The sequence below is a fragment of the Saccharibacillus alkalitolerans genome (genome assembly GCF_011090185.1).
In the GTDB taxonomy this organism is placed as follows: Bacteria; Bacillota; Bacilli; order Paenibacillales; family Paenibacillaceae; genus Saccharibacillus; species Saccharibacillus alkalitolerans.
Map to the genome: position 1 here is coordinate 267,923 of NZ_JAAFGS010000005.1, position 26,101 is coordinate 294,023.

Here is a 26,101-nt window from a genome sequence, read left to right on the forward strand (position 1 = left end):
GGATTAACCCAGTTGGCGGATCTTGTTAATCTACCGCCAAATTGCAAGAACAATGTAAAAAGACCGGGGAAACGCGCGTTCGATCCGCCGCGTTTCCCCGATCTTCAAGTTTTGCAGGAGATCAGACGATGTCTTCTAGCCCAACCGCTGCCGTACCGCTTCGAACAGCAGCACCGAAGCCGCCATCGCCACGTTGAGCGATTCCGCCTGCCCGGGCATCGGAATGATGATCGACTCGTCCACGAAGGCTTCGACCTCCGGCGAGACGCCGCCGCCTTCGCTGCCGAACACGAACCAGGTCGCGCCCCGGTAATCCGCCTCATAGCAGTTTTGCTTCGCCTGAAGGCTCGTGCTGACGATCTTCGCCGACGCTTCGCGCGCTTGCGGCAGCAGCTCCGTCAGCTCGCCTTCGACGATCGGCAGATGGAACAGCGAGCCCATCGTCGAGCGCACCGTTTTCGGATTATAAATGTCCGCACACCCGCGCCCGATCAATACGCCCGCGGCTCCCGCGGCGTCCGCCGCCCGGATGATCGTCCCCACGTTCCCTGGGTCCTGCACCCCGTCGAGCACCGCGACGAGCGAGTCCCGGACCCGCAGAATGTCCGTCAGCTTCGCCGACGATTTGCGCACGACCGCGAACACCGGTTGCGGCGTTCTCGCTTCCGTGCACTTCGCCACGATCGCCGCCGACACGGCGATCCATTCGCTCTGCCCGGAGCGCGCCTCTTCCGTCAATTCCCCCGGCACGCCGAGCTCCGCGTCATAGGCGACGCATTCCACGTCCGCATCCGAGCGCAGCGCCTCCTGCACCAGATGCACGCCTTCCACGATAAATTTGCCTTGACGGTCGCGATGCTTTTTTTCCAGCAGACTCGCCCATTCCTTGACCCGTCCGTTCGCCGTCGATCCGATCTGCGTATGCGCCATTTTTCCGCCCTCCGCTTTTTCAAGAATGAATGGATCCTCAAAGATAAAGGTATCGCCTAAGCGATACCTTATCTGCTTTATGCTTTTGTTTTATCTTTTGTTTTATCTTTTATTTATCCCCAGCACGATGCGGAAAGCCTTTTTCGAGAAGCTGTCAGCGGAGGGAGAAATTCAGTGCAGGAGCGCCAGCGTTCGCCTTTGAACTTGGACAGCCTCCTTATTGAATTTCAATCAAGCTGTCCAAGTTCAACACGCGACCGAAACGAATTTCTCCCGGAGCGCCTCTCAGCTTCTCCCCCGAACGGGATTTCCTCATCCGTGCTTATCGAACGCCATCTCCAGCCGGACCAGATCGTCCCGCTCGCCGACGACCACCAGCACGTCGCCTTCCCAGAGACGGCCGTGCGGGTCCGGCGAAATGTTCATCTTGCTGCCTCGCCGCACCGCGATTACGTTGCACCCGTACTTTTGCCGCAGATTCAGTTCGATCAGGTTGCGTCCGACCATCCGCGCCGGCACCAGCATCTCGAAGATGCTGTAGTCGCCCGACAGCTCGATATAATCGAGAATATTCGGCGATGTCAGATTGTGCGCGACCCGCGTACCCATGTCCCGCTCGGGGAAAATGACTTTGTCGGCGCCGATTTTGCTCAGCACTTTGCCGTGCAGCTCGTTCTGCGCCTTGGCGATAATCGCCGGAACGTTCATTTCTTTCAAGATCAGCGTGGTCAGGATGCTTGCCTGGATATTTTGGCCGATGGCCACCACGACCACGTCGAAATTGCCGATGCCTAGCGCTTTCAGCGCCTCTTCATCCGTCGAATCGGCCGATACGGCATGCGTGACCAGATTCGAAATTTCCTGGGTCCGGTTTTCGCTGGCGTCGATCGCGAGCACGTCGAATCCCATTTGGCTCAGCGTTCTGGCGACGCTCGATCCGAAACGTCCCATTCCGATAACCGCGTACTGCTTCTTCCCTTTGCCCATCCTCTGTCAGGCCTCCTTAGAAATCAGGGCGCCATCTCCAGGAACTGGGCGTCCGGGTTTTTGTCGATGGCGGTGCGCATCGCGTATTCGTTCTCGAACAGCGCAACGTAATTGCCCTTTTTGTCTTTGACCAGCGTCGAGTTGATGCGGAATTTGGACGGATCGATCTCTTTCGCCACGATCCAGCGCGCAAACTGGAACGGCTGGCGCTGCAGCTGCACGTCGACGCCGTACTCGTTCTTCATCCGGTATTCGAACACTTCGAACTGCAGCTGACCGACGACTCCGAGAATCGTATCGTCGAAGCTCACCGTCCGGAAGACTTGAATGGTGCCTTCTTCCGTCAGCTGATCGATCCCTTTTTGATACTGCTTATGCTTGAGCGCATTCTTTACGGTGACTTTCGAGAAAAGTTCCGGCGAGAACGTCGGCAGCTCGTCGAACTCGAAAGTCTGTCCTTCCACCAGCGAGTCGCCGATCCGGAAAATGCCCGGGTCGAACAGGCCGATAATGTCGCCGGCGTAGGCCGTCTCGACGATATCGCGATCCTGGGCGAGGAACTGCTGCGGCTGCGACAGCTTGATATCCTTACCGACGCGCACGTGCTTGACGCTCATGCCGCGCTCGAATTTGCCGGACACGATCCGCAGGAACGCGATCCGGTCACGGTGGGCCGGGTTCATATTCGCCTGAATCTTGAACACGTAGCCGCTGAACTTCTCGCGCACCGGCTCGATCTCGCCTTCCGTGCTTTTGCGCGGCGCCGGCTTCGGCGCAAGCTCCAGGAAGTTCTCCAGGAACGTCTGCAGGCCGAAGTTGTTGATCGCGCTGCCGAAGAAGACCGGTGTCAGCTCGCCGCGTTTTACTTTTTCGTAGTCGAACGGATCGCCCGCCACGTCAAGCAGCTCAAGTTCTTCGGCCAACTGGTTCGCGTGGTACTCGCCCGCCATCTCCGCGATGATAGGGTCATGATAATCTTCGACCTTCTGAACCTTGATCTGCGAATGGTCGTCTCCCTGGAACAGCTCGACCTGATTTTTCATCCGGTCGTACACGCCGCTCAGTTCGCGTCCCATACCGATCGGCCAGTTCATCGGAACCGAGCGGATACCGAGCACCTGCTCCAGCTCTTCCATCAGGTCGAACGGGCTGCGGCCTTCGCGGTCGAGCTTGTTGATAAAGGTAAAGATCGGAATTCCGCGCTTCGCGCAGACCTGGAACAGCTTGATCGTCTGCGCTTCGACGCCCTTGGCAACGTCGATCAGCATGACCGCGCTGTCGGCCGCCGTCAGCGTCCGGTACGTGTCTTCGCTGAAATCCTGGTGACCCGGCGTATCCAAAATATTGATGCGGTGACCGTTATAATCGAACTGCATGACCGAAGACGTAACGGAAATCCCCCGCTGCTTCTCGATCTCCATCCAGTCGCTCGTCGCGTGCTTGCTGGCTTTGCGTGCTTTGACCGTTCCGGCCAGACGAATGGCGCCGCCGAAGAGCAGCAGCTTCTCCGTCAGCGTCGTTTTCCCGGCATCCGGGTGAGATATAATGGCAAAAGTTCTGCGTTTCTCGACTTCTTCGCGCAAAACTTTCTCACTGGCTTGGTTCATGTTCACGTTCCCTTCTGTATCGTGCGTATTCATCCCTGTATTGTACCATAATTAGCGCGCAGGCAAGGGGAGAATGTGCGCGAAAACATGCAAAAAAGCCGCCGACAGCCGGAAATCCCGGCCGCTCGGCGGCTTGTATCGGTTACTGCTTCAACGCCGGATCAGCTGCTCGAAGCGGCGACCCAGATCACGTTGTCTTCTTCCTGACCGTTGACCGGCCACCAGTGGAATCCGTCGCGCGCCAGCAGTTCGTGCGCTTCGTCCGGTCCCCAGCTTCCCGCCGGATACGAGCTGACGTCGGCCGGATTCTCTTTCCATGCCGCGTCGATCTTGTCGATGAACGCCCAGGCCGAAGCCACTTCGTCCCAACGGGTGAAGTACGTCGAATCGCCTTTGGCCGCATCGTGAATCAAGCGTTCGTAAGCTTCCGGCGAGTTGATGCCCACCAGGCAGCTTTGGCAGAACTCCATCGCCACTTGGGCGATTTCCGATTCCGAACCCGGCTTCTTGGCGTTGATCTTGAAATAGATGCCCTCCATCGGGTTGACGCGGATAACCAACAGATTCGGCTGCAGGTCATGCTTCTGGCCCAGATAGATGTTGCCCGGCATCTTCTTGAATTCGATGACGACTTCCGTCGTCTTCACCGGCAGACGCTTGCCCGTCCGGATATAGAACGGCACGCCGGCCCAGCGGAAGTTGTCGACGAATACGCGAGCCGCGAAGAACGTCTCGGTGTTCGAATTCGGATCGACCTTGTCTTCCTCGCGGTAGCCCGGGAGGTCTTTGCCGTTGCTCTGCCCGGCGGTGTATTGACCGCGCACGACGTTGGCTTTGACTTCTTCGGAGCTGCCGAAGTGATGCAGCGAGCGCAGCACTTTGACCTTCTCGTCGCGGATGTCTTCGGCCAGCAGTCGGCTCGGCGGCTCCATCGCGATCATCGTGAGCAGCTGGAGGATATGGTTCTGGCCCATATCGCGCAGCGCGCCCGCGTTATCGTAATAACCGCCGCGCTCTTCGACGCCGACCGTCTCGCCCAGCGTGATCTGCACGTTGGCGATATACTTGTTGTTCCAGAGCGACTCGAAGAACATGTTCGAGAACCGGATGGTCTCGATATTCTGCACCATCTCTTTGCCGAGATAGTGGTCGATCCGGTAGATCTCGTCTTCCTTGAACACATGTCCGAGTTCTTCGTTCAGCTTCTCGGCCGACTTGAGATCGTAGCCGAACGGCTTCTCGATGACGAGGCGATGCCAGCCTTCGCTGTCCAGCATGCCGCCTTCGCGCAGGTTCAGCGATACGCTGCCGAACAGCTCAGGCGCCAGCGCCAGATAGAAGAGTCGGTTGCCCGGAATCGAAAATTTATCTTCGATCGCTTCCGTTTGTGTCTTAAGTTCCTGGAACCCCGCGACATTGTTGATATCGAGGGATTTATATTCGAAGTGTTCCGCAAACTTGTTCCACTTCTCCTGGTCGGAAGATTTGTACCGTCCGAATTCCTGGATCGAGCGGAATACGTCGTCACGAAACTCTTCGTTCGTACGAGGGCGCCGAGCCACTCCGACTACGGCAAAGTCCTCCGCCAGCTTCCCTTCCCGGTACAAGCTGAAAATGGCCGGGAACAACTTGCGACGGGCCAGGTCTCCGGTAGCCCCGAAGATGAAAAAGACCGCGCCCGGTGCTTTCAATGCTTCAAGATTTTGATTGTCCGCCATAGCTCCCCATTCTTCCTGTAGTTAGTATAGTGTAATGAATGTGCCTGACTTTTGATCCGCTCGCTTAGTGCGCGAAGATAAAAAGATGTGATGTCATTCTAACATATCTCTCAAATTGATGCTATCGCATTGATATCATTTATGCTGATACAACATGAAGGTTTCATTAATATTTACAACCACCAAAAAGACCGGCAGAAACACGCCGGTCCATGTAAATCTCAAGGATAACGCTTTCAATTTCCGAGCGTCACTTCGCCGTATACGCGGGTATCCGCCCAGTACGGCAGATTTTTGTCGATCCAGCTCAGATACGTGTCGCGCCGGCCGTCGCCGTCGGAATCGTCGTTGGCGCTGGCGTTGAAGCCGATAACGTCTCCCGCCTGCGGCGTCAAAGCCGTATACGGAACGGCAAACTCCGCCGTATAGCCTCCCTCGCGCTGCACGACCGCGCTTCTTACGTTCGACAGGTTGAAGCCTCTTATAGCGGATGACAGCGTATTGTCGTAACCGACGCGCAGCTGATAGTCGCCGACGGTGCGGGTTCCGTTTTTCGCGTTCAGCTCGTCGACCCACACTTCGACGGAGTCGCTATGCTCTTCCGCGCCCATCGCGTTCGGCGTGGCATCGGTCATTTCGAACAGATAATACAGCGCCACGTTATCCCAGGCAATCCGGACGGTGCCCGTCGTGCCGTTGGGATCCGTGTTCAGCCGCAGCGGGGTAGCGTTGCTCCAAACGTCGTCGACCGCGCCGTCGATATGCGGCGTGCCGCGAGCCGCGATGTAGCCGTCTTCCTCGCCGCCGCCCGGAGGCGCGGAATTCGGCAGGTCGCTGGTGACCTGCGCCTGCGATTGATTGTACATCGCCGAACCTCCGGCGCCGTCCACCGTATTGCGCAGGAAGGAGAGCGTGCCCGTCACCGTCTTCAGGATGTGGATGCCGTGATTGGCCGGGTTGACGATTTCGTTCCGGCTGAACGATGCCTGGATGCTGGCGGAGCCCAGAATCAGGACGGCGCTGTCCGCCGAATCCGTAATCGTATTCCGTTCGAAAATCGCGTTTACGATGCTCGGTTCCTTGTAGGTCGCCTGCAGGCGGATACCGCCTTTTTCGGGAATGGCCGCATTCCGGCTGTCCCGGACGATTTCGTTGCGGCTGACTTTGAGGTTGCGCACCTCGTACGTCTGATAACTGCCCTCCGACGCGATGAAGATTCCCGCGCCGCCGGTATCGGCGATCCGATTGCGTTCGATCTCGACGTTCGTGCCGCCCGAGACGGTGATGCCCCGCGCATGCCCGCCGGCAACGTCGTTATTTGCGATTTTGACGTTTTTCACCCAGGTTCCGTTCTTTTCGTACGACACGACGGCGATCATATCGTCCCCGGTGTCCCTGCCCACATTGTTTTCGACTTTAATGTTTGCGGAGCCCCCCGTAATATGAATGCCGTCGGCGAGCGTATCGCGAACCGCGTTGCCTTTGATCGTTCCGTTCACGCCGTATACGATGATCCCCGCCGAAGAACCGCCTTCGATGACCGTATCGGTCACGGAAAAGTTCGATGCTTCCGGCGTGACGTGTACCCGGGCGGAGACGGAACTGGAGAGACGCGTGCTCACCGGAACGGTCGTCAGTTTCACCTTCCGGATATCGCTTCCGCTGCCGGCCAGCTGAACCGCCTGTTTCTGGGGATTGGTGCTGCGCAGTACCGAGGACTCTCCTTCGCCGATCAAGTCGACTCCGTTCAATACGATGACGTCGCTGTATAAAAAGGTTCCGGAAGGTACGTAGACGCTCTTCCCCGCAGCCTTCGCCGCCGCGACGGCCTGACGGATCGCATCCAGATCATCCTTATCGTCGTCCGGCACGGCCCCGTAATCGGCAATCGAGACGGAACGTGCCGAAGCGCTCGCCGACTCCGCGGCAGGAAACGGGCCGCATAATGCGGCGGGCAGGGCAGCAATGGAAGCGGTCAACAGATAGGCAATCTTTCTCTTGATGGACATGACGCAATCTCCCCTTTCGAATAATCGAATCTGTCGGCAAATCCGCATAAGCTTCAGGCCGTCCGCCTGTATGTCATCTCCCCTTCGCCATTCTTTTTTTAAAGCGCTTTCAAATTATAATCCACGATGCTCCTTTACTCCGGGAAATGACATAATATGTTAACCGTAAAAATTTGAAAGGTTCCGGTATCCCCTCTGCCGCGCCGTTTTGCTGCCTTCCTGCTGACGTTTTGCCGCAGTTAAACGCGAAAACGGGTCGGCCCCTTATTCGGCCAACCCGTTTTTATAAGCGTAAATGGCTGCCTGCGTCCGGTCCTCCACACCCAGCTTGGACAGCAGATTGGTCACATGGAACTTCACCGTTTTGATCCCGATAATGAGCTCGTCCGCGATCTCCTGGTTCGACTTGCCCTGCGCCAACAGCCGCAGCACTTCCATCTCGCGGTCGGTAAGATCTTCGTGCGGTGCCCGGACGGGCGCGGGAGCCCGGAAGCGGTCCATCATCTTGGCCGCAACCTGCGATTCGAGCACCGATTGGCCGCGCACCGCAGCCCGTATTGCGTCCGCCACTTCGTTCGCTCTCGAAGTCTTGAGCAAATAGCTGAACGCTCCGGCTTCGATCACGGGATACATTTTCTCGTCGTCCAGGTAGCTCGTCAGCACGATGACCTTGCAGTCGGGGCAGCTCTTCAGCACCTCCCGGGTCGCTTCGATGCCGTCCATGCCGTCCATGACCAGATCCATCAGGACGACGTCGGGCTTGTACTGCTGCGCCAGACGCACGCCCTCTTCGCCGCCGCTCGCCTCTCCGACGACCTCGATGCCTTCCTCCGTATCGAGCACCGCGGCCAATCCGATCCGGACCATCTCATGGTCGTCGACGAGCAGCACGGTAATGAGTTCTTCCGTCTCCATCGCTATTCTTCGCTCCCTCTCTGTTCCCCGCTCACCAGCGGCACGGTTAACTCGATCCGGGTTCCTTTGCCCGGCGCGGTGATGTAGCGGATCGATCCGCCGATCTCGCTGACCCGCTCTTGCATCAGCGACAAGCCGTAGGAAGACTGCTTCTTCTCGTCCAGTTCGAAGCCGATTCCGTTATCTTTCAGCGACATGCGCAGCGCATCGCTGCGGCGGACGATCATGATCTCCATCTTGTCGGCCTTCGCATGGCGAAGCGTGTTCGACAGCGCCTCCTGCACGATGCGGAACAGGTGATTCTCGATGCCTTTCACGAGCTCGAGCCCGGCATCCATGTCGAGCGTAATCTCCAACTGCGCTTTGGCCTGGATTTCCCGCACCAATTCGCTCAGTCCCTGATACAGCGGCTTGCCTTCCAGGTAGACCGGCCGGAGATGCAGCAGCAGCGCCCTCATCTCCGACTGGGCCACCGACGCCATCTCTTCGATCAGCTCCACCTGGCGTCTGGCCCGGGCCAGATCCTTTTCGAACGTCCGTCCCACGGCGGTCGCCGTCATCGAGATCGCGAACAGCTGCTGCGACACGGCGTCATGAAGTTCGCGGGCCAGGCGCTGCCGCTCTTCGACGATGGCCGATACGCGCGCCTGTTCGGCCAGTTGGGCGTTATGCGTCGAGAGGCGCTGCAGGGAGTTCACCTGCTCCTCCCACTTTTTCCCTACCCTCTCCAGCTGTTCCGCCAAGCCTTCCATCTCGCCGCCGATCGGCCAGACCGGCCGGGTCGGATTGCCCTTCTCCCACAGCAGCAGCGTGTCCTGCAGACGGTCGAACTGAATTTTGGTCTGCATCGCCCGGTACAGCCCGTACAGCGCGCCTACGGAAAGACACACCGCCAGCACGGTCAAGCCCGCGCGAATCCTAAGCGGCCACGTATCCGGCACGTCCAGCAGGCCGTATGAATACAGGACGTATATCGCCGCCAGCAGCACGATAAGCGCAAGCAGCAGACCCGAACCGATCCCGCGGACAATCGTATGGGATTTTTTAGTCTTTCCCGCTCCGTTCACCGTGCCTTTTCACCGTCCCTCGATTTTTGCCCCTTTAGTTGATCCGGATATTCACGTCGCCGGCCGCATACGCCATCGCGACCCGAACTTTTTGCTCGCTCCGCTCGTAACCCGGCGAACGCCACACGAATTTGTTTAACATTCCCGTCCGGGCTTCCCCTTCGAAGCTGACTTTTCCGTAACCGATAAACACATCGAACTCGATTCCGTATTCTTCGGGAAAAGTCAGGTCGGCGTCGCCGATCAGTCCCTGCAGGTGAATGACCGTATCCGGCTCCGAAGGCAGCGCCAGCGAGAAATCGCAGTTGACGTCGCCGAACAAATGCCATAGGCTGACGTTTTCCGGCACCCACGGCTCGCGTTCGCGGTTAAGCTGCGAGACGAACTCCTGGCGCCGCATATAGGTTCTTCCGGCATGCAGCTCGCGCGCCCGCGCATAGAACACGCCGACCGAGAGAAGGATGCCGCCGACCATGATCACGATATGATCGAGCAGCAGCAGTCCGGCTCCGACGGCTAGACACTTATAGCCGAAGGAGGTCCGGTCCGCCCGCATGGTATAGATGCCGTAACACAGCACGAGGAGAGCGACCAGCGAAAGCGGACTGATCCACCTGCCCAGCAGCATCAGCATTCCCGCGCCGATCAGCACGATTGCCCAAGCGCGTTTTTTAGTTTTCATGCCGCTCCTCCTCCTGCCGTGTTGGGTGTTCTGGATGTCGTGGATATCGGTTCCCAAGCGTAGCAAAAGCCATAACGGTATACGTATACCGCATGGCTTCGCCTGTGCCCGAATTCGCGCCCGGAGCGGAAGCCGCACTCTGGTTCATGCGGGACCGCGCCGGACAGCGAATCAGGAAATGAATTTCACGTTATTTGATCCCAACCCGATTCTACCACATCTCGAGCCGGCTGTGTTGCTCTTACTGCTCGTCGCCTTTGGTGAGCGAAGGCGAACTTTGTCCGCCGTTCAGCTTGTTCTTCAGCGCGTTCAGCTGCTCGTCGACTTGAAGCTGCTTCTGGGCGTCGACCGGGCTGATATACGCGGACGGGCGGCTCGATCCGCCGTAAGGCGATACGCGCATGACGTCGGCTTCCGCTTCCATCTGCATGATCTTCTCTTCCATCCGGCGGAAGCCCGACGAAGAGCTGCCTTTGTCGATCGCGTAGACCGGGTTGACCTGGGCCATCTGCTTTTTGGCTTTCGCCATTTGAGCGCGGGCTACCAGCTCGTTGCGCTTGTTGCGCATTTGGTAGAACTCGTCTTTCATTTCATGCAGCTGGCGCATCAGATCGGACACCTGCACTTCGGCCTGGTCATGCAGATCCTGGTACTCGGTAATTCTTTGATCGAAATAAATCTTTTCTTCCAGCAGCTTGCGAGCCGCTTCTTCCTGTCCGTTCGTCAGCGCGGCCGTCGCCTGCGATTCGCGCTGTCCGGACATCCGGTAAGCTTCTTCGAGGCGCTGCTTCATGCGGCGCTCGTTCGCCATCTGCTTCGCGACCGTCACTTCGGCCTGGTGGATTTCCTCTTCCATGTCGCGCAGGTATTGGTTCAGCATCACGATCGGATCTTCCACCTTGTCCAGCAGTTCGTTTACCGATGCCTTCGTCATGTCGCGCAGTCTTTTGAATACTCCCATTTTATAAATCCCCTTTCTCGTTCACGTTTTCGTATTTGGCAAGCTTTTGTTTGAGTTCTTCGAGTTCCTTCTTAAGCGCCTTCTTCTCGACGTCTTCCATCATGGCGTCGAGTCCGGAATCCGGAACGTCGCGTTTTTTCAGCTCCGCCCGTGCCGGCTCGGGCCGACGGGGAGGAAACGGACGCTCGAACTCGCGTTCCGGACCGAGCGGTCTCGGCGAACGCGGATCGTGCGGCCCCCGAAAACGGGAATCGTACGGTTCGCGGTCGTAGGCGTTATCCGGACGATACGGATCGCGGGCATAAGGATCGCGGCCGTACGCGTCGGGTCCGTAAGGATAATACGGCGGCCCCGGTTCCTTCGGAATTACCAGCGAAGCGATAAAGTAAATCGGCAGCATCGCTCCGCTGGTCAGCGGGATGGCGACAAGGAACAGAATGCGGAGCAGCGTAGGATTGACGCCGAATTCGCGCGCAAGTCCGCCGCAGAGTCCGGTTAGCATTCGGTCCTGGGTCGAGCGGTACAGTCTTTGCATCCTCGCCTACTCCTTTCCTTCGTTGCGTTTCAATTTGTCTTTCAAACGGGCCATCTCTTGTTCGAGCAGGCTGCCGACTTCGCCGATCTGGCGAGAAGCTTCCTGTCCCAGCTTGCGGATATCGCGCAGGCTGTACGTTTCGTATTCGATCGAGGACATCTGATCGTCCAGCCGATCGAACATTTTCGGCACGTCCGAACCGTAGCCGCCGCTGCGGCTGTTGAGGCGCTGCTGCAGACGAAGCGTCTCCATCCGGGCGTAGTAATATTGGCGTTTGTTATATACGGTCTGATATTCGTTTCTAAGTACGTTCAGCTGCTCGCCCAGCTCTCTAAGCGTATCCTGACTCTGCTCCCACAGTTCCAGGTATTGGCGCTCTTTTTCCTCGTACAGCATCTTCTCCTGCAGAGCCAGCTTCGCGATCGATTCCTCTTCCGCTTTGAGCGCCAGCATCGCCTGTTCTTCGCGTTTCTCGCGCATCGAGGCGGCATGGTCGACCTGCTGGCGGAGCTGCTTGCTGTGGTGCGCGCATTGATCGTGCAGGCGCTGCACCTCGCCGATCTCCTGCCGGGTCTCGACCAGAAACTGATCGATGATCCGTACCGGGTCCTGGCTTTCTTCCAGCTTATCGTTAAGGGTAGCCAGCGTAATGTCTCTCATTCGTTTAAACATGCTCATTCGGCGTTTCTCCCTCCCCTGCATGATTTCGGGCATTGCGACGTTTTTGCGGGAGCTTTCGGGCGGCCGCAGGCGTCAGCCTCCGAATCCGCTCCGGCTGCTCGAACTTTTTTTGCCGGAGATCCAGATGACGCCCGCCGCGATCAGCACGATGCCGAGCAGCGGCCCGATCAGCCAGGACAGCTTCGCCATCAGCATGCATCCGCCGACGATCATCAGCAGCCAGCCCAGGAACGTTTTGCCGGTTTTGACTCCGTAGTACCCGAGCGCGAAGATCGCGGCCGCGAACAGGAATCCGACGACGCTCCCGAACTTTCCGAACAGGATCAGTGCTCCCAGTACCACAAGTACGATAGCCGGGACATTAAGTTTCATGATTCTCATTAACTTTTCACCGCCTTTCGTGAATCAATTTCCTTATGGCTTTATTCTAGACCTTCGCGCCTTTTCGCAACACGGGCCGGGGGCGGTTTTTGAACCTGGACCTGAGGCGGGGAACCAACTGGACCGGGAAGCGTATATAAAAGACGAATCGGGTAATGGCAGTGGAAAGCTTCCTTTAACGCGTCGATAAGATTGAGAAGCATCCGATCCGGCGTCCGGCGGCGGCCCCGGCTCGGAACGCGATCGCACGACGAACGCTTCGCGTCCAAAAAGGTTACAAAGATGTTTGGTTCGGAAAAAGGGCTTTTTATGTTAAGATTTATTGAACGTATGCCGATGGAAATAACTGTATGGATTTAATTCTTACCGAAATTGTGGGTGACTTCATGAAACGTACTAAAGCTATGTTGGAACGGCTGCAGATTTTACGGTTATTCGCCTTCCTCTATCGAATGAAGATCGTCAGGCTGCTGATCCCGGTCGCCGTGATCGCGTTCGTCTACTTTCAAAGCGAAGGCGAACTGCGCAAACTGAACTTCTCCCGCATCTTGTTCGATATCCGGACCATGCCGACCGAAGGCATCGTTCAGATTTCGGCGCTTTCGCTGGTTGCGGTGTCGGTGATGAGCGCTTACGATTTTCTGATCTGCCGTCATTTCCGCCTGAACGTGACCAAGTGGGCGGCTTTCCGCTACGGCTGGATTTCCAACACGTTCAACAATTTCCTCGGATTTGCCGGTTTTACCGGAGCGGGCGTCCGGGCGCTTCTGTATCGCAACAGCGGCATCACGCTGGGACAGATCACGCCGGCGATCGTGTTCCTGTCGCCGACGATGGTCACGGGGCTGTCGGTGCTGGCCTGGGCGGGAATCGCCGGCCTGCTTCCGATCGGCCGCATGCTGACCGAACACCGTTGGCTGGTTTACGCAGTCTGGGGAATGGCGCTGTACCTGCCGATCTTCCTGCTGATGCAGCGCTCCAAGCTGTTCGCCAAATGGTTTCATAAGGAAGGCCAGGGCAGCCGGCTTCCGTGGAGCATCATCGTCAGCTCGGTTATGGCCTCCGTACTGGAATGGTTCTTCGCGGGCCTGACCTTCTGGCTCATCTGCTCGAACTTTCTGCATGAGGTGCCGCTGAGCCAAGCCATGGCGATTTACAGCGTGGCGGCGATCGCCGGCATCGTCAGCTTCGCCCCGGGCGGCATCGGCGCTTTCGATATTACCGCGCTGCTCGGGCTGCAGCTGGCCGGCGTCCGGCCGGAAACGGCGCTGGCGACGATCGTGCTGTTCCGCGTCTTTTACTTCATTATCCCGTGGCTGATCGCGCTCGTGCTGACGGCGTTCGAGCTTCTGCCCGGACGCCGCAAAGCGATCCGCCAGGAGACGGCGGCCGGCGAGCAGGCTTCTCCTGTCCCGCCGGGCGCCCCGGATAAGCCGGATGACGAAGAGGAACGGCGGCTAGGCGAAGGGCTTGCCGCTTACTGGCAGCGCTTCTGGAACTGGCCGGGCCAGCTCGGCTTCCTGAGCGACATGGGCATCTGGGCGCTCGGCAAGCTGGTGCTCGCCTGCGGCCTGATCCTGCTGCTTTCCGCCGCGACGCCGGGTTTGTTGGAACGGGTAACGTTTATGGGACGTTTCCTATCCACCCCACTGATGAAGCTGTCTCAGCAAATTTCCGTTATCATCGGCTTCATGCTGATCATCTTGTCGGGCGGCATTTCGCTCCGTCTGCGCCGAGCGCACCGGTTGACGTCGCTGCTCTTGGTCGCCGGCGCGGTGTTTACTTTCATTAAAGCGTTCGACTACGAGGAAGCGATCTTGCTGCTTATCGTCGCGCTGCTGCTTTGGATTTCGCGCGCTCGTTTTTACCGTTCCGGCGCGACGCTGTCCGGCAAACGAGTCGGACTCTGGTTCGTGTTTACGCTGCTGCTCGCCGGCCTTTACGTGCTCATCGGCACTTCGTCCCGTCCGAAGTTTCTGCATCATCTTCCCCCGGGCTTCCGCCCGGAATGGATTCTTCAGCCGAACGAATATATAGCGATGGCGCTGAACGGTATCGTCGGCGCTTGGATTCTATTTTCGCTTCTCCTGCTGCTTCGGCCAAAAAAGCAGGATTCCTCGCTCCCCTGCGGCGACGAATTGAAGCGTTTGGACGACTTTTTGCAAAAGGAAGAAGGCAACTTGCTGTCACATATGCTGTACTTGGGAGACAAGCAGTTTTACTGGGCGCAGGAAAGCAAGGTTCTGATTCCGTACGCCCGCTCCCGCGACAAATTGGTGGTGCTGGGCGACCCGCTGGGGCCCAAAAAGCTCATCGGCGAAGCGATCGAGGAGTTCCAGGCGTTTGCGGACCGTTACGCCCTGTCGGTCGTCTTCTATCAGGCGTCGCCGGATTACTTGTCGATCTACCATGAAAAAGGCTACCGCTTCTTCAAACTCGGCGAGGAAGCCTTGATCAACCTGGAGACGTTCACGTTTTCGGGCAAAAAAATGACGGCGTTCCGTACGGCGAAAAACCGCTTCGAACGCGACGGCTATACGTTCTCCGTCGAGTCGCCGCCTTACGATTCGTCTCTGATCGCGGAACTGCGGCGCATTTCCGACGCCTGGATCGGGGACCGCAAAGAAAAAGGCTTCTCGCTCGGCTGGTTCGACGAGGCCTATCTGCAGCGTTCGCCGATCGCCCTGCTGCGAAGCCCCGAAGGACGGACCGTCGCGTTCGCGACGTTGGCGCCGGCATACGACGGAGGGCGGACGATATCCGTCGACCTGATGCGCCACTTGTCCGATACGCCAAACGGCACGATGGATCTGCTGTTTGCCCGGCTTATCGAATGGTCCAAAGAACAGGGGTACAAGACGTTCAATCTCGGCATGGCTCCCCTGTCCAGCGTAGGCAAAAGCCGCAGCTCGCTCCGCGAGGAGAAGCTGGCCAATCTCGTGTTCCGCTACGGCGGACACTTTTACGGCTTTGAAGGGCTTCGGCGGTACAAGGAAAAGTTTTTCCCGGAATGGCAGCCCCGTTATCTGGCTTACCCCGCATCCGTATCGCTGCCGGTTCTGCTGATCGACCTTGTCGTTCTGGTTTCGCGCCGTCCGAGAAGCCGCGATCGCAACATCGGCACCGTGGAGATCGGCGAGTCGCTGCCTTCGGGCGGAAGAATGCCGGAGAGCGGCTCCAGCATTCCCCAGGAACGCGGCGGTACCGATTGATTCTTTTTCCGCACGATCCGACTCCGATACGGCCCCTTCCGGGTCCGCATCGGAGTTTTTTTATGCCGCAAAACGTTCGGCTTATATCGGAACATATCGCGCGGATCGAAAAATTTCGGGAGCGTCAGCAGGAGCAGCTGCGGATGATGCAGGCGTTCAAAGGCAATTTGGAACAAGTACTGGAAAGCGACCGCGACCATATGCACTTTTACCTGACGGTTTTGTTCGGAGAAAAAATGTACCGGGCCTATACGGAATGGGCCGACGAGGCGGCCGAGCTGCTGAGACAGGCGAAGCCGGCAGGGCAGCCTGACCGCCGGGGAGATTCCTCCTCCGTTTAAACGGCCAACAAAAAAAGCAAAGCGCCTGCCGCGGACGCCTGCCGCGAAGGCCTTTGCTTTTTGCCCTGCTCAGGAAGAGTATCCGCGGCCGCCCGGCATGATCGAAGTCGCGATTCTCGACGCCGAGTAAATGCCGTGCACGAGATCGAGCGCCCGGCCGCCTTCCTCCGCGTCCAGCCAGAAATGCCGCCCTTCGCGCACATGCCGGTAGAAATCGCGGATCAGCAGTCCATGGCTGACTCCCCAATACGATTTCGCGCCTGTCGCCGTCTGGGAAGGACGGCACAGCTCCGTCTCCTCGCCGTCCTGCAGCAGGTACACGATGTCTCTTCGCTGCAGCAGCGCTCCCTGTTCGAAGATCAGCTCCAGCTCGACGGGACTGTTCGTCAGATAGGCATTCGTTCCGTAAAACAAAGCCCGCACGCCGTTCGAAAAGTCGATGCAGGCATGCGCGGTGTCTTCGACTTCGATGTAATCGCCCAGCGTATCCGTCGTCACGCTGCCCGCGATCCGTTCGATTTCGCCGCCCGCGAACCACTGCAGCAGATCGAGCGTATGGATCGTTTGATTGATGAGCAGCCCTCCGCCTTCCGTCGCCCAGCGGCCGCGCCAATCGTTTTCCGTATAATATTCCGGAGGCCTCGACCAGGTCACCGCGCCTTTGAGACACAGCAGGCGGCCGAGATGGCCGGACTCGATCACCTCGCGAATCCGCCGCGAGCTCTCGTTGTAGCGATTCTGAAAAACGACGCCGAGCTGCGCCGAACTGCGCGCAGCCGCCGCGCGTACCGATTCCGCCGCTTTGGGCGTATGCGCGATCGGCTTCTCGGTCAGCACGTGTTTGCCCGCCGCCAGCAGCTCTTCCGCCATCGGCGCGTGCAGATGATGCGGCGTGCACAGATGCACGACTTCGATGTCCGGCCGTTCCAGAATCGCCCGGTAGTCCGAGCCGGCTTCGCAGCCGTAACGCTCGGCTTCCCGCCGCGCCTTGGTCACCTCGCTGTCCACGACGAGAAGAAGCTCCGCTTCTTCCATATCGTGCAGCACGCGCGCATGCTGGTCGAAGATCGTGCCGCAGCCGATGACGGCCGCACCCGTTTTATCCATGCCGGGCACCTTCCGTCTCCGGCCGCGACGGCTTTTGCAGCGTATCCGGCGTCAAATTGACCGCCGCTTCCTGGGCCTGCAGGCAGAGTCTCGCCGCCATGAAGGCATGCGCCTGCGTCATCGCGTTTTCCGTGCGGTTCAGGCAGTCGAGAATCAGCTCCCCGAAAAACGGACAGCCGACTTTGCCGGATACCTGCTCGTAATGCTCGCCCTCCCGGTCGACCCAATAGACGTGATCGCCGGAGTCCGAACGGGCGACGTCCGTATACTTGCGCAGCTCGATATATCCTTCCGTCCCCAGAATCACGGTCCGGCCGTCGCCCCATACGCCGAGGCCGTCGGGCGTCAGCCAGTCGACGCGGAAATACTGCGTCGCCCCGTTGTCGCCGACGAGCGTCGCATCGCCGAAGTCTTCCAGTTCGGGATACTCGGTGCTGTTGTAATTGGCAACCTTGCTGTGCAGCACTTTGGCGCTTTTGCAGCCCGCGTAATGCAGAAACTGCTCGATCTGATGGCTCCCGATATCGCACAGGATGCCGCCGTAGTCCTCGCGCCGGAAAAACCAGTCCGGCCGCGACGCCGCATTCAGCCGATGCGGTCCCGTGCCCATCACCTGCACGACTTTCCCGATCGCGCCCTGCCGAATAAGCCGATCCGCATAGACCGCGCTCTCGACATGCAGCCGTTCGCTGTAGTACACCATATATTTCCGGCCGGTCCGTTCCGCGCAGGCTGCAGCGCTCTCCAGCTGCGCCAGCGTCGTAAACGGGGCCTTGTCCGTGAAATAGTCTTTGCCGCTTTCCATGACTTTGACGCCGAGCGGGCCCCGCTTAGCCGGAATCGCCGCGGAAGCGACCAGAATCACTTCCGGATCGCTTAGAATCTCTTCCAGCGATCCCGCCGCGCGCACGTCCGGAAACTTCGCGGTAAACGCTTCAACTTTTGCCTCGTCGGGATCGTATACCCATTTGAGCGTTCCGCCCGCTTCGACCAGACCGTTGCACATCCCGTAAATATGCCCGTGATCCAGCGCCGCCGCCGCGAATACGAACTCGCCCGGTCCGACCACCGGCTTGGCTTCGTGTTTCGGCGCGTAATTCATGCCGTCTTTTTGTCCCATCGCCTTCCTCATCCTCCCGTCTTCCGCCTGCTTCGGCTTTTTTTACATCGTTTTTTCCCGCTGAAGCAGGCCGTGCAGATAACCCAGGCTCATGTTCACGCTCTCGAACGGATCCCGGCGGCAGACATCCTGCTCGACCACATACCATTCCACGCCGGTCGCCCGGCAGGCCTCGATGATCGCCGGATAGTTCATATTGCCGTGCCCCACTTCCGCGAAAACGGCTTGGCCGTCGACGATTTCCATGTCTTTCAAATGAACGACCTGCATCCGGCCTTTGACTTTATGCGCCCATTCCGCCGGATCTCCGCCTCCCGCCTGTACCCAGTACATGTCCAGCTCGAAGCCGAACGCTTCGGGATCGCTCTCCTCCAGCAGGATGTCCATCGCCGTCCTGCCGTCATATTTCTCGAACTCGAATTGATGATTATGATACACGAACTGCAGGTCGTACTCCTTCTTCAGCCGCCGTCCGATGTCCGAAGCTTCCTTCGCGAACGTGCGATAGCCTTCCGCGCTCGACCGATACCGGTCCGGCGCGATGCCGAGCCCGACATACTTGCAGTCCCACAGCTTATGCTGCTCCGCCACCGCTTCCAGCTCGCCGGTCAGCCGATCGAACGGGATATGCGTGGCGCAGATCGTCAGATCGTTTTGGAGAGCCAATTCTTTCACTTTTCGCGGTTCGATCGGTCCGATTCCCGACACCTGCACCGCGTCGTAGCCCATTTGCTTCAGCCGTCTGAACGTATCCGCCAAGCCCTCTTCCGTCTGCGCCTGCTCGCGAAACGTGTACATCTGCGCCGCGATCGTCGATTTTTTCATCGTTTCTCCGCCTTTCCGTTTAGGCCGCCGCTCCGGCTTGTTCTTAATGCGTGCCGGATACGTTCAGCGTCGCTTCGTCTCCCGTATTTTTGACAAAAGTGGACTCTTCGATCCGTTTGTTCAGCTGTTCCAAATAAGCGTCTTCGTCGATCGGCAGGTCCACCCAATTGTCCGTCCAGCTGGATAAATGCATGGCGTTCGACAGCGTCAGACCGTGGATGCCTTCTTCGCCCGGCGCGATCAGCGGCTCCCGTCTCAGCACGGCATCGGCAAAGTTCTGCAGGATGCCTTCGTGCTGGGCTCCGTTTCCCTCTTCGACCGGCACCTCGCATTTCCAGCATTCCGGCTGCCCGAATCCGCCCTTGTACGTCGCGTTAAACTCCGGCTCCGGCGTACGCAGTCTCCAGAACGTCAGCTTGTCGTCCTCGATCACGATTTTGCCTTTGTCGCCCGAAATCTCGAACCGGTTGGTGCCCGGCGCTTCGCCGACCGTCGTCACGAACAGCCCGGTCGCCCCGTTCTCGTACTCGACATAAGCGGTGACGTCGTCCTCCACTTCGATGTTCCGCGTTTTTCCGAAGCTGCAAAAAGCGCGCACCCGCTTCGGCATCATCCCCGTCGTCCACTGCCACAAGTCGAGCTGATGCGGGTCCTGGTTCAGCAGCACGCCGCCGCCTTCGCCTTTCCAGGTCGCCCGCCAGCCGCCGGAATCATAGTAGCTCTGCGAGCGGTACCAATTCGTGATGATCCAATTCGTCCGCCGGATCTCCCCGAGCTCGCCGGATTGGATCAGATCTCGCAGCTTGCGGTAAAGCGGATTGGTGCGCTGATTATACATGATGCCGAAGACGAGACCGGACTCCGCCGCTTTCGCCGCGGCTTCGTTCATCTGCCTTACCGCTTTCGTGTACACGCCTGCCGGCTTTTCGATCAGCACGTGCAGTCCGTATTGAAACGCTTCCATAGCAAGCGTCGGATGGTCGTAATGCGGCGTCGCGATCAGTACGGCGTCGACTTCTCCCGATCGCATCAGTTCTTTCGGATCGCTGTACCGTTTGACGCTGTCCGGCAGCGCCTTCGCCGCCCAATCCAGCCGTTCCTGCCGCAGATCGGACACCGCCGCCAGCACCGCGCCTTCGATCCGGCCGGTCAAACTTTTGGCGTGAGCGCTGCCCATGTTGCCGATGCCGATGATGCCGAATCTCAACTTTTTCCCCATGCTGCTCTCCATGTCATCCCTCCATCCCTTAACGGGTTGATTCCCGAGCTCCATACACGTAGAGAATACCCCAGCCGCGCGGCAAAGAACATGAATACGATTAAGAACTTTTTGTCTAAAACTAAGGCGTTTTCGCCAAATTGGTGTATACTGCGGATAAAGCGATTCTTATTCAAGCGAGGTGTCCTATGCCCGAATCTTCTTTCCCTGAAAAGGATTTAGACGCAGCCGATCGTTCCGGGGCCGTCGGACGCGATCCGGCCCGCTTTTTTCGTACCGACACCGCGGACCGCATGCTGGAAAATTTGACCGTCCACGTCTCTCACGCCTTTTACCGGGCAGGCTACTTCGGCTGGAACGCGCCCGAGGAAAAGCCTTCGTTCAACCGTCTGTATTACGTGACCGAGGGAGAAGGAGCGGTTACGCTGGACGGCATTCGCCATGAACCGCGCGCCGGCCAGCTGTTCATTATTCCGGCAGGCACCAGGCAGGCCCGTTATACGCCGAGGGGCAATCCCTATTCGCGCTACTTCTGCCATTTCGACGCCTGGATCGGCGATTGGCCGCTGTTCCAGGCGGGTTCCGCGTTCCAAATCGCCGACGTGACGGAACCCGCGCTTATCGAAGGCTTGTTTGAGGAAATGATCGCCCAGTCCGAACATACCGGCCCTTTTGCCGTGCTTCGCGTCAAAGCCTGCCTGCTGCAGCTGCTGTCCTACTGTCTGGAACGGGGAAACCAGGCGGGGTTCATGGAACGCTTCATGCAGGAAAACGAGCGGGGCAAGCTGGCGCGGGTGCTCGAGCATATCGACGGACGGCTGCAGGAACCGCTGGAGGTCGAGACGCTGGCCGAGCTGGTCCATTTGCATCCCAATTACTTTATCCCCTACTTCAAAAAGCAGATGGGCACGACGCCGATGAACTATGTGCAGCGCAAGCGGATCGAACTGGCTCGGCGTCTCCTCACTTCGACCGATACCGGAATCGCGGCGATCGCCGACCGGGTAGGCATGGAGCCTGCGCACTTTTCCCGTACGTTCAAAAAAGCGACCGGCGTCTCCCCCAGCGCGTACCGCCACAGCACGAGATAAGCCGGCTGCTGTTTGACGGTGGAATGCACACGGACGCCGGCGGCTGCCTCGCATTCGGGCAGCTGCGCACGCCGAAGAACCCGCCGGACCGACTTCGTCCGCAGGTTCTTTTTTGCGTAAAAGCTGCTGTTCAAGCTTGATCCCGGAGCGGGAGTGCCCATAGATCGTCTAGACCCCCGAGTAAGCGGAAAACGCTCCGTCCACCGGAATAATGACGCCGTTCACGAAACCGGACGCTTCTTCGCTCACCAGATACAGCAGCGTGCCGACCAGCTCTTTCGCTTCGCCGAAGCGTCCCATGGGCGTGCTGTTCAAGATTTTGGCCGATCGTTCCGTGAGCGTACCGTCCTCGTTTTTGAGCAGCTTTTCATTCTGAGCCGTCAGAAAAAAGCCGGGCGCGATCGCGTTGACCCGAATGCCCGCCCTGGAGAAATGCACGGCCAGCCACTGAGTAAAATTGCTGACCGCCGCTTTGGCTCCGCTGTAGGCCGGAATCTTCGTCAGCGGCGTGTAGGCGTTCATCGAAGAGACGTTCACGATCGCGGCGCCGGGCCGTCCGGCCATATCGGCCGCGAACTCCTGGCAGGGCAGCAGCGTCCCGAGAAAGTTTACGTCGAGCACAAACTTCAATCCTTCTTCTTCCAGATCGAAAAAGCTTCTTGCCGAGTCTTTTTGTTCCTGCGAGTGTTCCGGCGTCCAGTACTCTTCCGTCGTCGTGGCGCTGGGGTGATTGCCGCCGGCTCCGTTAATTAAGATGTCGCACGGACCGAGCTCGCTTCGGATTTTTTCATGCGCCGCTTTCAGCGCCGCCTTGTCCAATACGTCGGCCGCCACGCCGATCGCCCGGCCTCCCCGGGCTTCGACTTCGGCCGCTTTCGCCTCCGCCTCCGCCAGATTGCGGCTCAGCACCGCAACCGCGGCTCCGCATTCCGCCAGCGCATCCACGAATCCCGAGCATAATACGCCCGTCCCGCCGGTGACGACCGCCACTTTGCCTTTCAGATCGATGTTAAAGGGAAGTTTATCCATGCCTTTTCACTCCTTTTATCCTCCTGCTGGGCGACTCATCGGATTCCTTAATGCCGGCGCTCGGCCGCTTTCGCCTTTGCCGCCGCCTCGGCGAGACCGTTGATGTACACCGCTCCGAGTGCCCGGTCGTACAGCCCGTAGCCCGCCCGTCCGGTCTCTCCCCAGATCATGCGTCCGTGATCGGAGCGGAACGGGCCGTCAAAGCCGTAATCGGTATACGCTTTGACGATTTCGTAGAAGTCGAGCGAGCCCCATTCGGACAGATGTCCGGATTCATGGAACGATTTTTCGCCGGTGATCTTCACGTTGCGCAGATGCGCGAAATGAACTCGGTTCCTTATCCCGCCGAAATAACGGACCATCTCGGTGAAATCGTTATTGGGATCGCAGCCGAGCGAACCCGAACACAGCGTCAGTCCATGATAAGGAGAATCGTGAAGACTCAGGAAACGTTCCAGATTTTTATGATTCGTGATAATACGGGGCAATCCGAAGATCGGCCAGGGCGGATCGTCCGGATGAATGGCCATTTTGACGCCGCTCTCTTCCGCAGCCGGGATAACCCGCTCGATAAAGTAAGCCAGATGCTCCCACAGCTGTTCCTCGCCTACGCCCTCGTACTGCTCCAAAATACGGCCCAGGCCGCCTTCTCCGTAAGAGGTATCCCAGCCGGGCAGCGCCAGTTCGCCGAGCTTCGGGTCCATACGGCGGATCGTTTCTTCCTCATAAATCAGCGTAGTCGAGCCGTCGGGCAGTTCGAACTCCAGATCGGAACGGGTCCAGTCGAACACCGGCATGAAGTTATAGCAGACGACCGGAATCCCGGCCAGTCCCAGATGACGAAGCGTTTGCGCGTAATTTTCGATATACCGATCGCGCGTCGGCAGCCCCAGCTTGATATCTTCGTGCACGGGAACGCTTTCAATAACGGAAAGTTTCAAGCCGACGCTCTCCACCCTCTCCTTCAATGCCGACACCTTTTCAAGCGGCCAGACTTCCCCGACCGGAACATCGTAAATGGCGCTTACGATTCCTTTCATCCCCGGAATTTGAGCAATGTATTCCAGCTTGACCGGATCGTCCTCCCCGTACCAGCGAAACGTCATTTCCATTCGGCCTCACTCCTTGGATTGCGAATTGGTTATACTGGGATACTAGCATGCCAGTGTGGCAGGCGCAAGCCTGAGTCAGAATCCATTCCGCCTGTTCAGGCTCAATCTCTAAACGATAGACGAGCCGGAAGGCGCTATATCGAACACTTCCTGCGATTTAAAATAAGCCGCATAACGCTCAGTGTGGCCCAAGCTTTCTTTCCAATGAAGAATGGGAGCGAGAATGTGCCGGTACGCCTGTTCCTCCGTCTGCATCGTTCGCCCGGTGGCAATCATCTCGGTAATCTCTTTATGCTGTTCAACAGCTTCCCCAAAATGGTGCTCCATTTCGAAAAGCAGCCTCATTCGGTTGTAATGCGTGCTGAGCCGAGTAATCGAATCCCAAACATGCTCTTTACCGCAGCTGCGAAAAATCAGCCGATGGAACTCATTGTCCAACGCATGAAAAGCGGCAGCTTCTCCTCTCCGCGTCCTCAGGCTCTCCTGCCTCTCCACGTTTTGGCGAATCTCCGTTAAACTTTCCGGCGATACCTCCTTGCAGGCAAGCGGCAGCACTTCTTTTTCTAACGTAAAACGCATAAAAGCGGCTTCTTCGATCAATTGGGCATCGATCTTCGAAATATAGGTGCCGACCTGGGGAATCACGTCGACCAGGTATTCCTCCTTAAGCCGGGACATGACTTCCCTCACCGGCGTACGGGACAGCTGAAGAGCGGCAGCCAGATCGACTTCGCTGATCGCTTGCCCGGGTTTCAAATTCAAATTCATGATATTCTCCCGAATTACCCGGTAAGCATAGTCTTTTCCGTTCTCGCCCGGCAGCCTGCTTGTTCCGCTCAGCATCGCATTTCCTTCCCTTCCTCGTTCACATTGTGCTTATTATAACAAAAAAAAGAACCTGCAAACTGCAGGTTCTTTTTTTACTTGTATACCGGTGAAAGGACTCGAACCTTCACGGGTCTCCCCACTCGATTTTGAGTCGAGCGCGTCTGCCATTCCGCCACACCGGCACAAATAAAAATGGCGCGCCCTAAGAGATTCGAACTCCTGACCTTTTGATTCGTAGTCAAACGCTCTATCCAGCTGAGCTAAGGGCGCACGCTGTGTTGAAGTTTTCAAAAAATAACTGGAGGCGCCACCCAGATTCGAACTGGGGGTAGAGCTTTTGCAGAGCTGTGCCTTACCACTTGGCTATGGCGCCGAAATAAAAAAATGGAGCGGACGACGGGAATCGAACCCGCGACCCTCGCCTTGGCAAGGCGATGCTCTACCGCTGAGCCACGTCCGCTTAAAACTTTTGAATTAAAATGGCTGGGGGTATAGGATTTGAACCTATGCATGACGGAGTCAAAGTCCGTTGCCTTACCGCTTGGCTAACCCCCAAAATAAAGGGCGATCGACGGGATTTGAACCCGCGCATGTCGGAGTCACAGTCCGATGCGTTAACCCCTTCGCCACGACCGCCAAATTGCTAAGTAAATCTTTGGGTTAAATATGAAATTGCTATGGCAGGGGCAGCAGGAATTGAACCCACACTAACGGTTTTGGAGACCGCTGTTCTACCTTTAAACTATGCCCCTATAACTGGTGGAGGCTGATGGATTCGAACCACCGAACTCAGAGAGAACAGATTTACAGTCTGCTGCGTTTGGCCACTTCGCTAAGCCTCCACATTCAAAAAATGGTGCCGGCGAGAGGACTTGAACCCCCAACCTACTGATTACAAGTCAGTTGCTCTACCAATTGAGCTACACCGGCCTATTCATTGATTGTGAAAATATGAAGTTATCATGGTGGCTCGGGACGGAATCGAACCGCCGACACAAGGATTTTCAGTCCTTTGCTCTACCAACTGAGCTACCGAGCCAAGCAGTATTTCCTGCGAGCTCGATCTCGAGCAGAAGCAGAAGGAAGAAAAAATGGCGGAACCGACGGGATTTGAACCCGCGATCTCCTGCGTGACAGGCAGGCATGTTAACCCCTACACCACGGTTCCAGGCCAAAAGGTGAATCAATTGCGGGGGCAGGATTTGAACCTGCGACCTTCGGGTTATGAGCCCGACGAGCTACCGAGCTGCTCCACCCCGCGTCAGAGTGTAAATCAATATGGTGGAGGCTGAGGGGATCGAACCCCCGACCCTCTGCTTGTAAGGCAGATGCTCTCCCAGCTGAGCTAAGCCTCCATTTCACATACGCTTACTATCTTACCATGTTAGCAGCCTTATGTCAAATGTTTTTTCATGCTTCTTCTTAATCACTTAAGAGAAGAATGACCCGTAGGGGATTCGAACCCCTGTTACCTCCGTGAAAGGGAGGTGTCTTAACCCCTTGACCAACGGGCCGTACATCGAAACTATTATGGCGGAGAGAGAGGGATTCGAACCCTCGAGACGCTTTAGACGCCTACACGATTTCCAATCGTGCTCCTTCGGCCACTCGGACACCTCTCCATATGGCTCCCCGAACAGGACTCGAACCTGTGACAACTCGATTAACAGTCGAGTGCTCTACCAACTGAGCTATCAGGGAACATTTTCGCTCTATGTTTGCCTTCTCGCTCCGCTTGGTTCCT

The 26,101-nt window shown here is 57.7% G+C and carries 22 protein-coding genes and 16 tRNA genes; 3 read left to right on the forward strand and 35 right to left on the reverse strand.

What is annotated here, in order from left to right; all coding sequences use genetic code 11:
* Positions 1-135: 135 nt before the first annotated feature.
* The 12 genes from GYN08_RS16165 to GYN08_RS16220 all read right to left on the reverse strand — a co-directional run bounded on the left by GYN08_RS16165 (position 136) and on the right by GYN08_RS16220 (position 12,473).
* Positions 136-930: a TrmH family RNA methyltransferase gene (locus GYN08_RS16165; protein WP_166276079.1), complete on the reverse strand. Its 795-nt coding sequence runs from the start codon at positions 928-930 to the stop codon at positions 136-138.
* Positions 931-1,242: 312 nt separating this feature from the next.
* Entirely contained in the window at positions 1,243-1,917 is a 675-nt protein-coding gene (locus tag GYN08_RS16170) for a potassium channel family protein (protein WP_166276081.1), read from the reverse strand.
* Between the two features lie 23 nt (positions 1,918-1,940).
* Positions 1,941-3,524, reverse strand: a complete 1,584-nt coding sequence (locus GYN08_RS16175) for a peptide chain release factor 3 (protein WP_166276083.1) — start codon at positions 3,522-3,524, stop codon at positions 1,941-1,943.
* Positions 3,525-3,685: 161 nt separating this feature from the next.
* Positions 3,686-5,242, reverse strand: coding sequence for a glucose-6-phosphate dehydrogenase (gene zwf, locus GYN08_RS16180; protein WP_166276086.1), 1,557 nt, complete (start codon positions 5,240-5,242; stop codon positions 3,686-3,688).
* A 236-nt stretch (positions 5,243-5,478) separates the two neighbouring features.
* Positions 5,479-7,251, reverse strand: coding sequence for a sugar-binding protein (locus GYN08_RS16185; RefSeq protein WP_166276089.1), 1,773 nt, complete (start codon positions 7,249-7,251; stop codon positions 5,479-5,481).
* A gap of 264 nt (positions 7,252-7,515) precedes the next feature.
* Positions 7,516-8,166, reverse strand: coding sequence for a response regulator (locus GYN08_RS16190; protein ID WP_166276092.1), 651 nt, complete (start codon positions 8,164-8,166; stop codon positions 7,516-7,518).
* 2 nt (positions 8,167-8,168) lie between these two features.
* Positions 8,169-9,233, reverse strand: coding sequence for a sensor histidine kinase (locus tag GYN08_RS16195; protein WP_166276095.1), 1,065 nt, complete (start codon positions 9,231-9,233; stop codon positions 8,169-8,171).
* Between the two features lie 34 nt (positions 9,234-9,267).
* Positions 9,268-9,915, reverse strand: coding sequence for a cell wall-active antibiotics response protein LiaF (liaF, locus tag GYN08_RS16200; RefSeq protein ID WP_166276098.1), 648 nt, complete (start codon positions 9,913-9,915; stop codon positions 9,268-9,270).
* Positions 9,916-10,156: 241 nt separating this feature from the next.
* Complete coding sequence (locus tag GYN08_RS16205; protein WP_166276101.1) at positions 10,157-10,876, reverse strand: PspA/IM30 family protein; 720 nt, start codon at positions 10,874-10,876, stop codon at positions 10,157-10,159.
* Between the two features lies 1 nt (position 10,877).
* A complete protein-coding gene (locus tag GYN08_RS16210; protein ID WP_166276104.1) occupies positions 10,878-11,411 on the reverse strand; it encodes a PspC domain-containing protein in 534 nt (177 codons plus the stop codon).
* A 6-nt stretch (positions 11,412-11,417) separates the two neighbouring features.
* Positions 11,418-12,089, reverse strand: coding sequence for a PspA/IM30 family protein (locus GYN08_RS16215; RefSeq protein WP_166276107.1), 672 nt, complete (start codon positions 12,087-12,089; stop codon positions 11,418-11,420).
* A 75-nt stretch (positions 12,090-12,164) separates the two neighbouring features.
* Positions 12,165-12,473 (reverse strand): hypothetical protein, encoded by a 309-nt coding sequence (locus GYN08_RS16220; protein ID WP_166276110.1) that lies wholly within the window; start codon positions 12,471-12,473, stop codon positions 12,165-12,167.
* Positions 12,474-12,859: 386 nt separating this feature from the next.
* Between GYN08_RS16220 and mprF the strand changes: the two genes are divergently transcribed.
* Together mprF and GYN08_RS16230 are read left to right on the forward strand one after the other, a co-directional pair.
* Positions 12,860-15,685, forward strand: a complete 2,826-nt coding sequence (mprF, locus tag GYN08_RS16225) for a bifunctional lysylphosphatidylglycerol flippase/synthetase MprF (RefSeq protein ID WP_166276113.1) — start codon at positions 12,860-12,862, stop codon at positions 15,683-15,685.
* Positions 15,686-15,747: 62 nt separating this feature from the next.
* Positions 15,748-16,026, forward strand: coding sequence for a hypothetical protein (locus GYN08_RS16230; RefSeq protein ID WP_166276116.1), 279 nt, complete (start codon positions 15,748-15,750; stop codon positions 16,024-16,026).
* Between the two features lie 69 nt (positions 16,027-16,095).
* Here the strand turns inward: GYN08_RS16230 and GYN08_RS16235 are convergent, their stop codons facing one another.
* The 4 genes from GYN08_RS16235 to GYN08_RS16250 are packed head-to-tail and all read right to left on the reverse strand — an operon-like array spanning position 16,096 to position 20,309.
* Complete coding sequence (locus tag GYN08_RS16235) at positions 16,096-17,133, reverse strand: Gfo/Idh/MocA family protein (protein WP_166276119.1); 1,038 nt, start codon at positions 17,131-17,133, stop codon at positions 16,096-16,098.
* Positions 17,126-18,253 (reverse strand): Gfo/Idh/MocA family protein, encoded by a 1,128-nt coding sequence (locus GYN08_RS16240; RefSeq protein ID WP_166276122.1) that lies wholly within the window; start codon positions 18,251-18,253, stop codon positions 17,126-17,128. Before GYN08_RS16240 ends, GYN08_RS16235 begins: the two co-directional genes overlap by 8 nt.
* A gap of 42 nt (positions 18,254-18,295) precedes the next feature.
* On the reverse strand, positions 18,296-19,078 hold the full coding sequence (locus GYN08_RS16245) for a sugar phosphate isomerase/epimerase family protein (protein WP_166276125.1): 783 nt from the start codon (positions 19,076-19,078) through the stop codon (positions 18,296-18,298).
* Between the two features lie 43 nt (positions 19,079-19,121).
* Positions 19,122-20,309 (reverse strand): Gfo/Idh/MocA family protein, encoded by a 1,188-nt coding sequence (locus GYN08_RS16250; protein ID WP_235946324.1) that lies wholly within the window; start codon positions 20,307-20,309, stop codon positions 19,122-19,124.
* Positions 20,310-20,485: 176 nt separating this feature from the next.
* On the opposite strand from GYN08_RS16250, the gene GYN08_RS16255 reads away from it, so the two are divergent.
* Entirely contained in the window at positions 20,486-21,388 is a 903-nt protein-coding gene (locus GYN08_RS16255) for an AraC family transcriptional regulator (RefSeq protein WP_166276128.1), read from the forward strand.
* Between the two features lie 168 nt (positions 21,389-21,556).
* Here the strand turns inward: GYN08_RS16255 and GYN08_RS16260 are convergent, their stop codons facing one another.
* From GYN08_RS16260 to GYN08_RS16350, 19 genes are all read right to left on the reverse strand, one after another.
* Positions 21,557-22,417: an SDR family oxidoreductase gene (locus GYN08_RS16260; protein WP_166276131.1), complete on the reverse strand. Its 861-nt coding sequence runs from the start codon at positions 22,415-22,417 to the stop codon at positions 21,557-21,559.
* Positions 22,418-22,464: 47 nt separating this feature from the next.
* A complete protein-coding gene (locus tag GYN08_RS16265) occupies positions 22,465-23,529 on the reverse strand; it encodes a mannonate dehydratase (protein ID WP_166276134.1) in 1,065 nt (354 codons plus the stop codon).
* Positions 23,530-23,637: 108 nt separating this feature from the next.
* Positions 23,638-24,372: a GntR family transcriptional regulator gene (locus GYN08_RS16270; protein ID WP_166276137.1), complete on the reverse strand. Its 735-nt coding sequence runs from the start codon at positions 24,370-24,372 to the stop codon at positions 23,638-23,640.
* Between the two features lie 86 nt (positions 24,373-24,458).
* Positions 24,459-24,539, reverse strand: a tRNA-Leu gene (locus tag GYN08_RS16275).
* A gap of 11 nt (positions 24,540-24,550) precedes the next feature.
* A tRNA-Arg gene (locus GYN08_RS16280) sits at positions 24,551-24,627 on the reverse strand.
* Between the two features lie 29 nt (positions 24,628-24,656).
* Positions 24,657-24,730 (reverse strand) — tRNA-Cys (locus GYN08_RS16285).
* 12 nt (positions 24,731-24,742) lie between these two features.
* Positions 24,743-24,817: transfer RNA gene (locus tag GYN08_RS16290), tRNA-Gly, on the reverse strand.
* A 20-nt stretch (positions 24,818-24,837) separates the two neighbouring features.
* Positions 24,838-24,912: transfer RNA gene (locus GYN08_RS16295), tRNA-Gln, on the reverse strand.
* Between the two features lie 8 nt (positions 24,913-24,920).
* Positions 24,921-24,993: transfer RNA gene (locus tag GYN08_RS16300), tRNA-His, on the reverse strand.
* Between the two features lie 42 nt (positions 24,994-25,035).
* Positions 25,036-25,109: transfer RNA gene (locus GYN08_RS16305), tRNA-Trp, on the reverse strand.
* Between the two features lie 5 nt (positions 25,110-25,114).
* A tRNA-Tyr gene (locus GYN08_RS16310) sits at positions 25,115-25,199 on the reverse strand.
* Positions 25,200-25,211: 12 nt separating this feature from the next.
* Positions 25,212-25,287: transfer RNA gene (locus GYN08_RS16315), tRNA-Thr, on the reverse strand.
* 33 nt (positions 25,288-25,320) lie between these two features.
* Positions 25,321-25,396, reverse strand: a tRNA-Phe gene (locus GYN08_RS16320).
* A gap of 53 nt (positions 25,397-25,449) precedes the next feature.
* Positions 25,450-25,525: transfer RNA gene (locus tag GYN08_RS16325), tRNA-Asp, on the reverse strand.
* 19 nt (positions 25,526-25,544) lie between these two features.
* Positions 25,545-25,618: transfer RNA gene (locus GYN08_RS16330), tRNA-Met, on the reverse strand.
* 18 nt (positions 25,619-25,636) lie between these two features.
* Positions 25,637-25,712 (reverse strand) — tRNA-Val (locus GYN08_RS16335).
* Between the two features lie 87 nt (positions 25,713-25,799).
* Positions 25,800-25,871, reverse strand: a tRNA-Glu gene (locus tag GYN08_RS16340).
* Positions 25,872-25,888: 17 nt separating this feature from the next.
* A tRNA-Ser gene (locus GYN08_RS16345) sits at positions 25,889-25,979 on the reverse strand.
* 3 nt (positions 25,980-25,982) lie between these two features.
* A tRNA-Asn gene (locus GYN08_RS16350) sits at positions 25,983-26,058 on the reverse strand.
* Between the last annotated feature and the right edge of the window lie 43 nt (positions 26,059-26,101).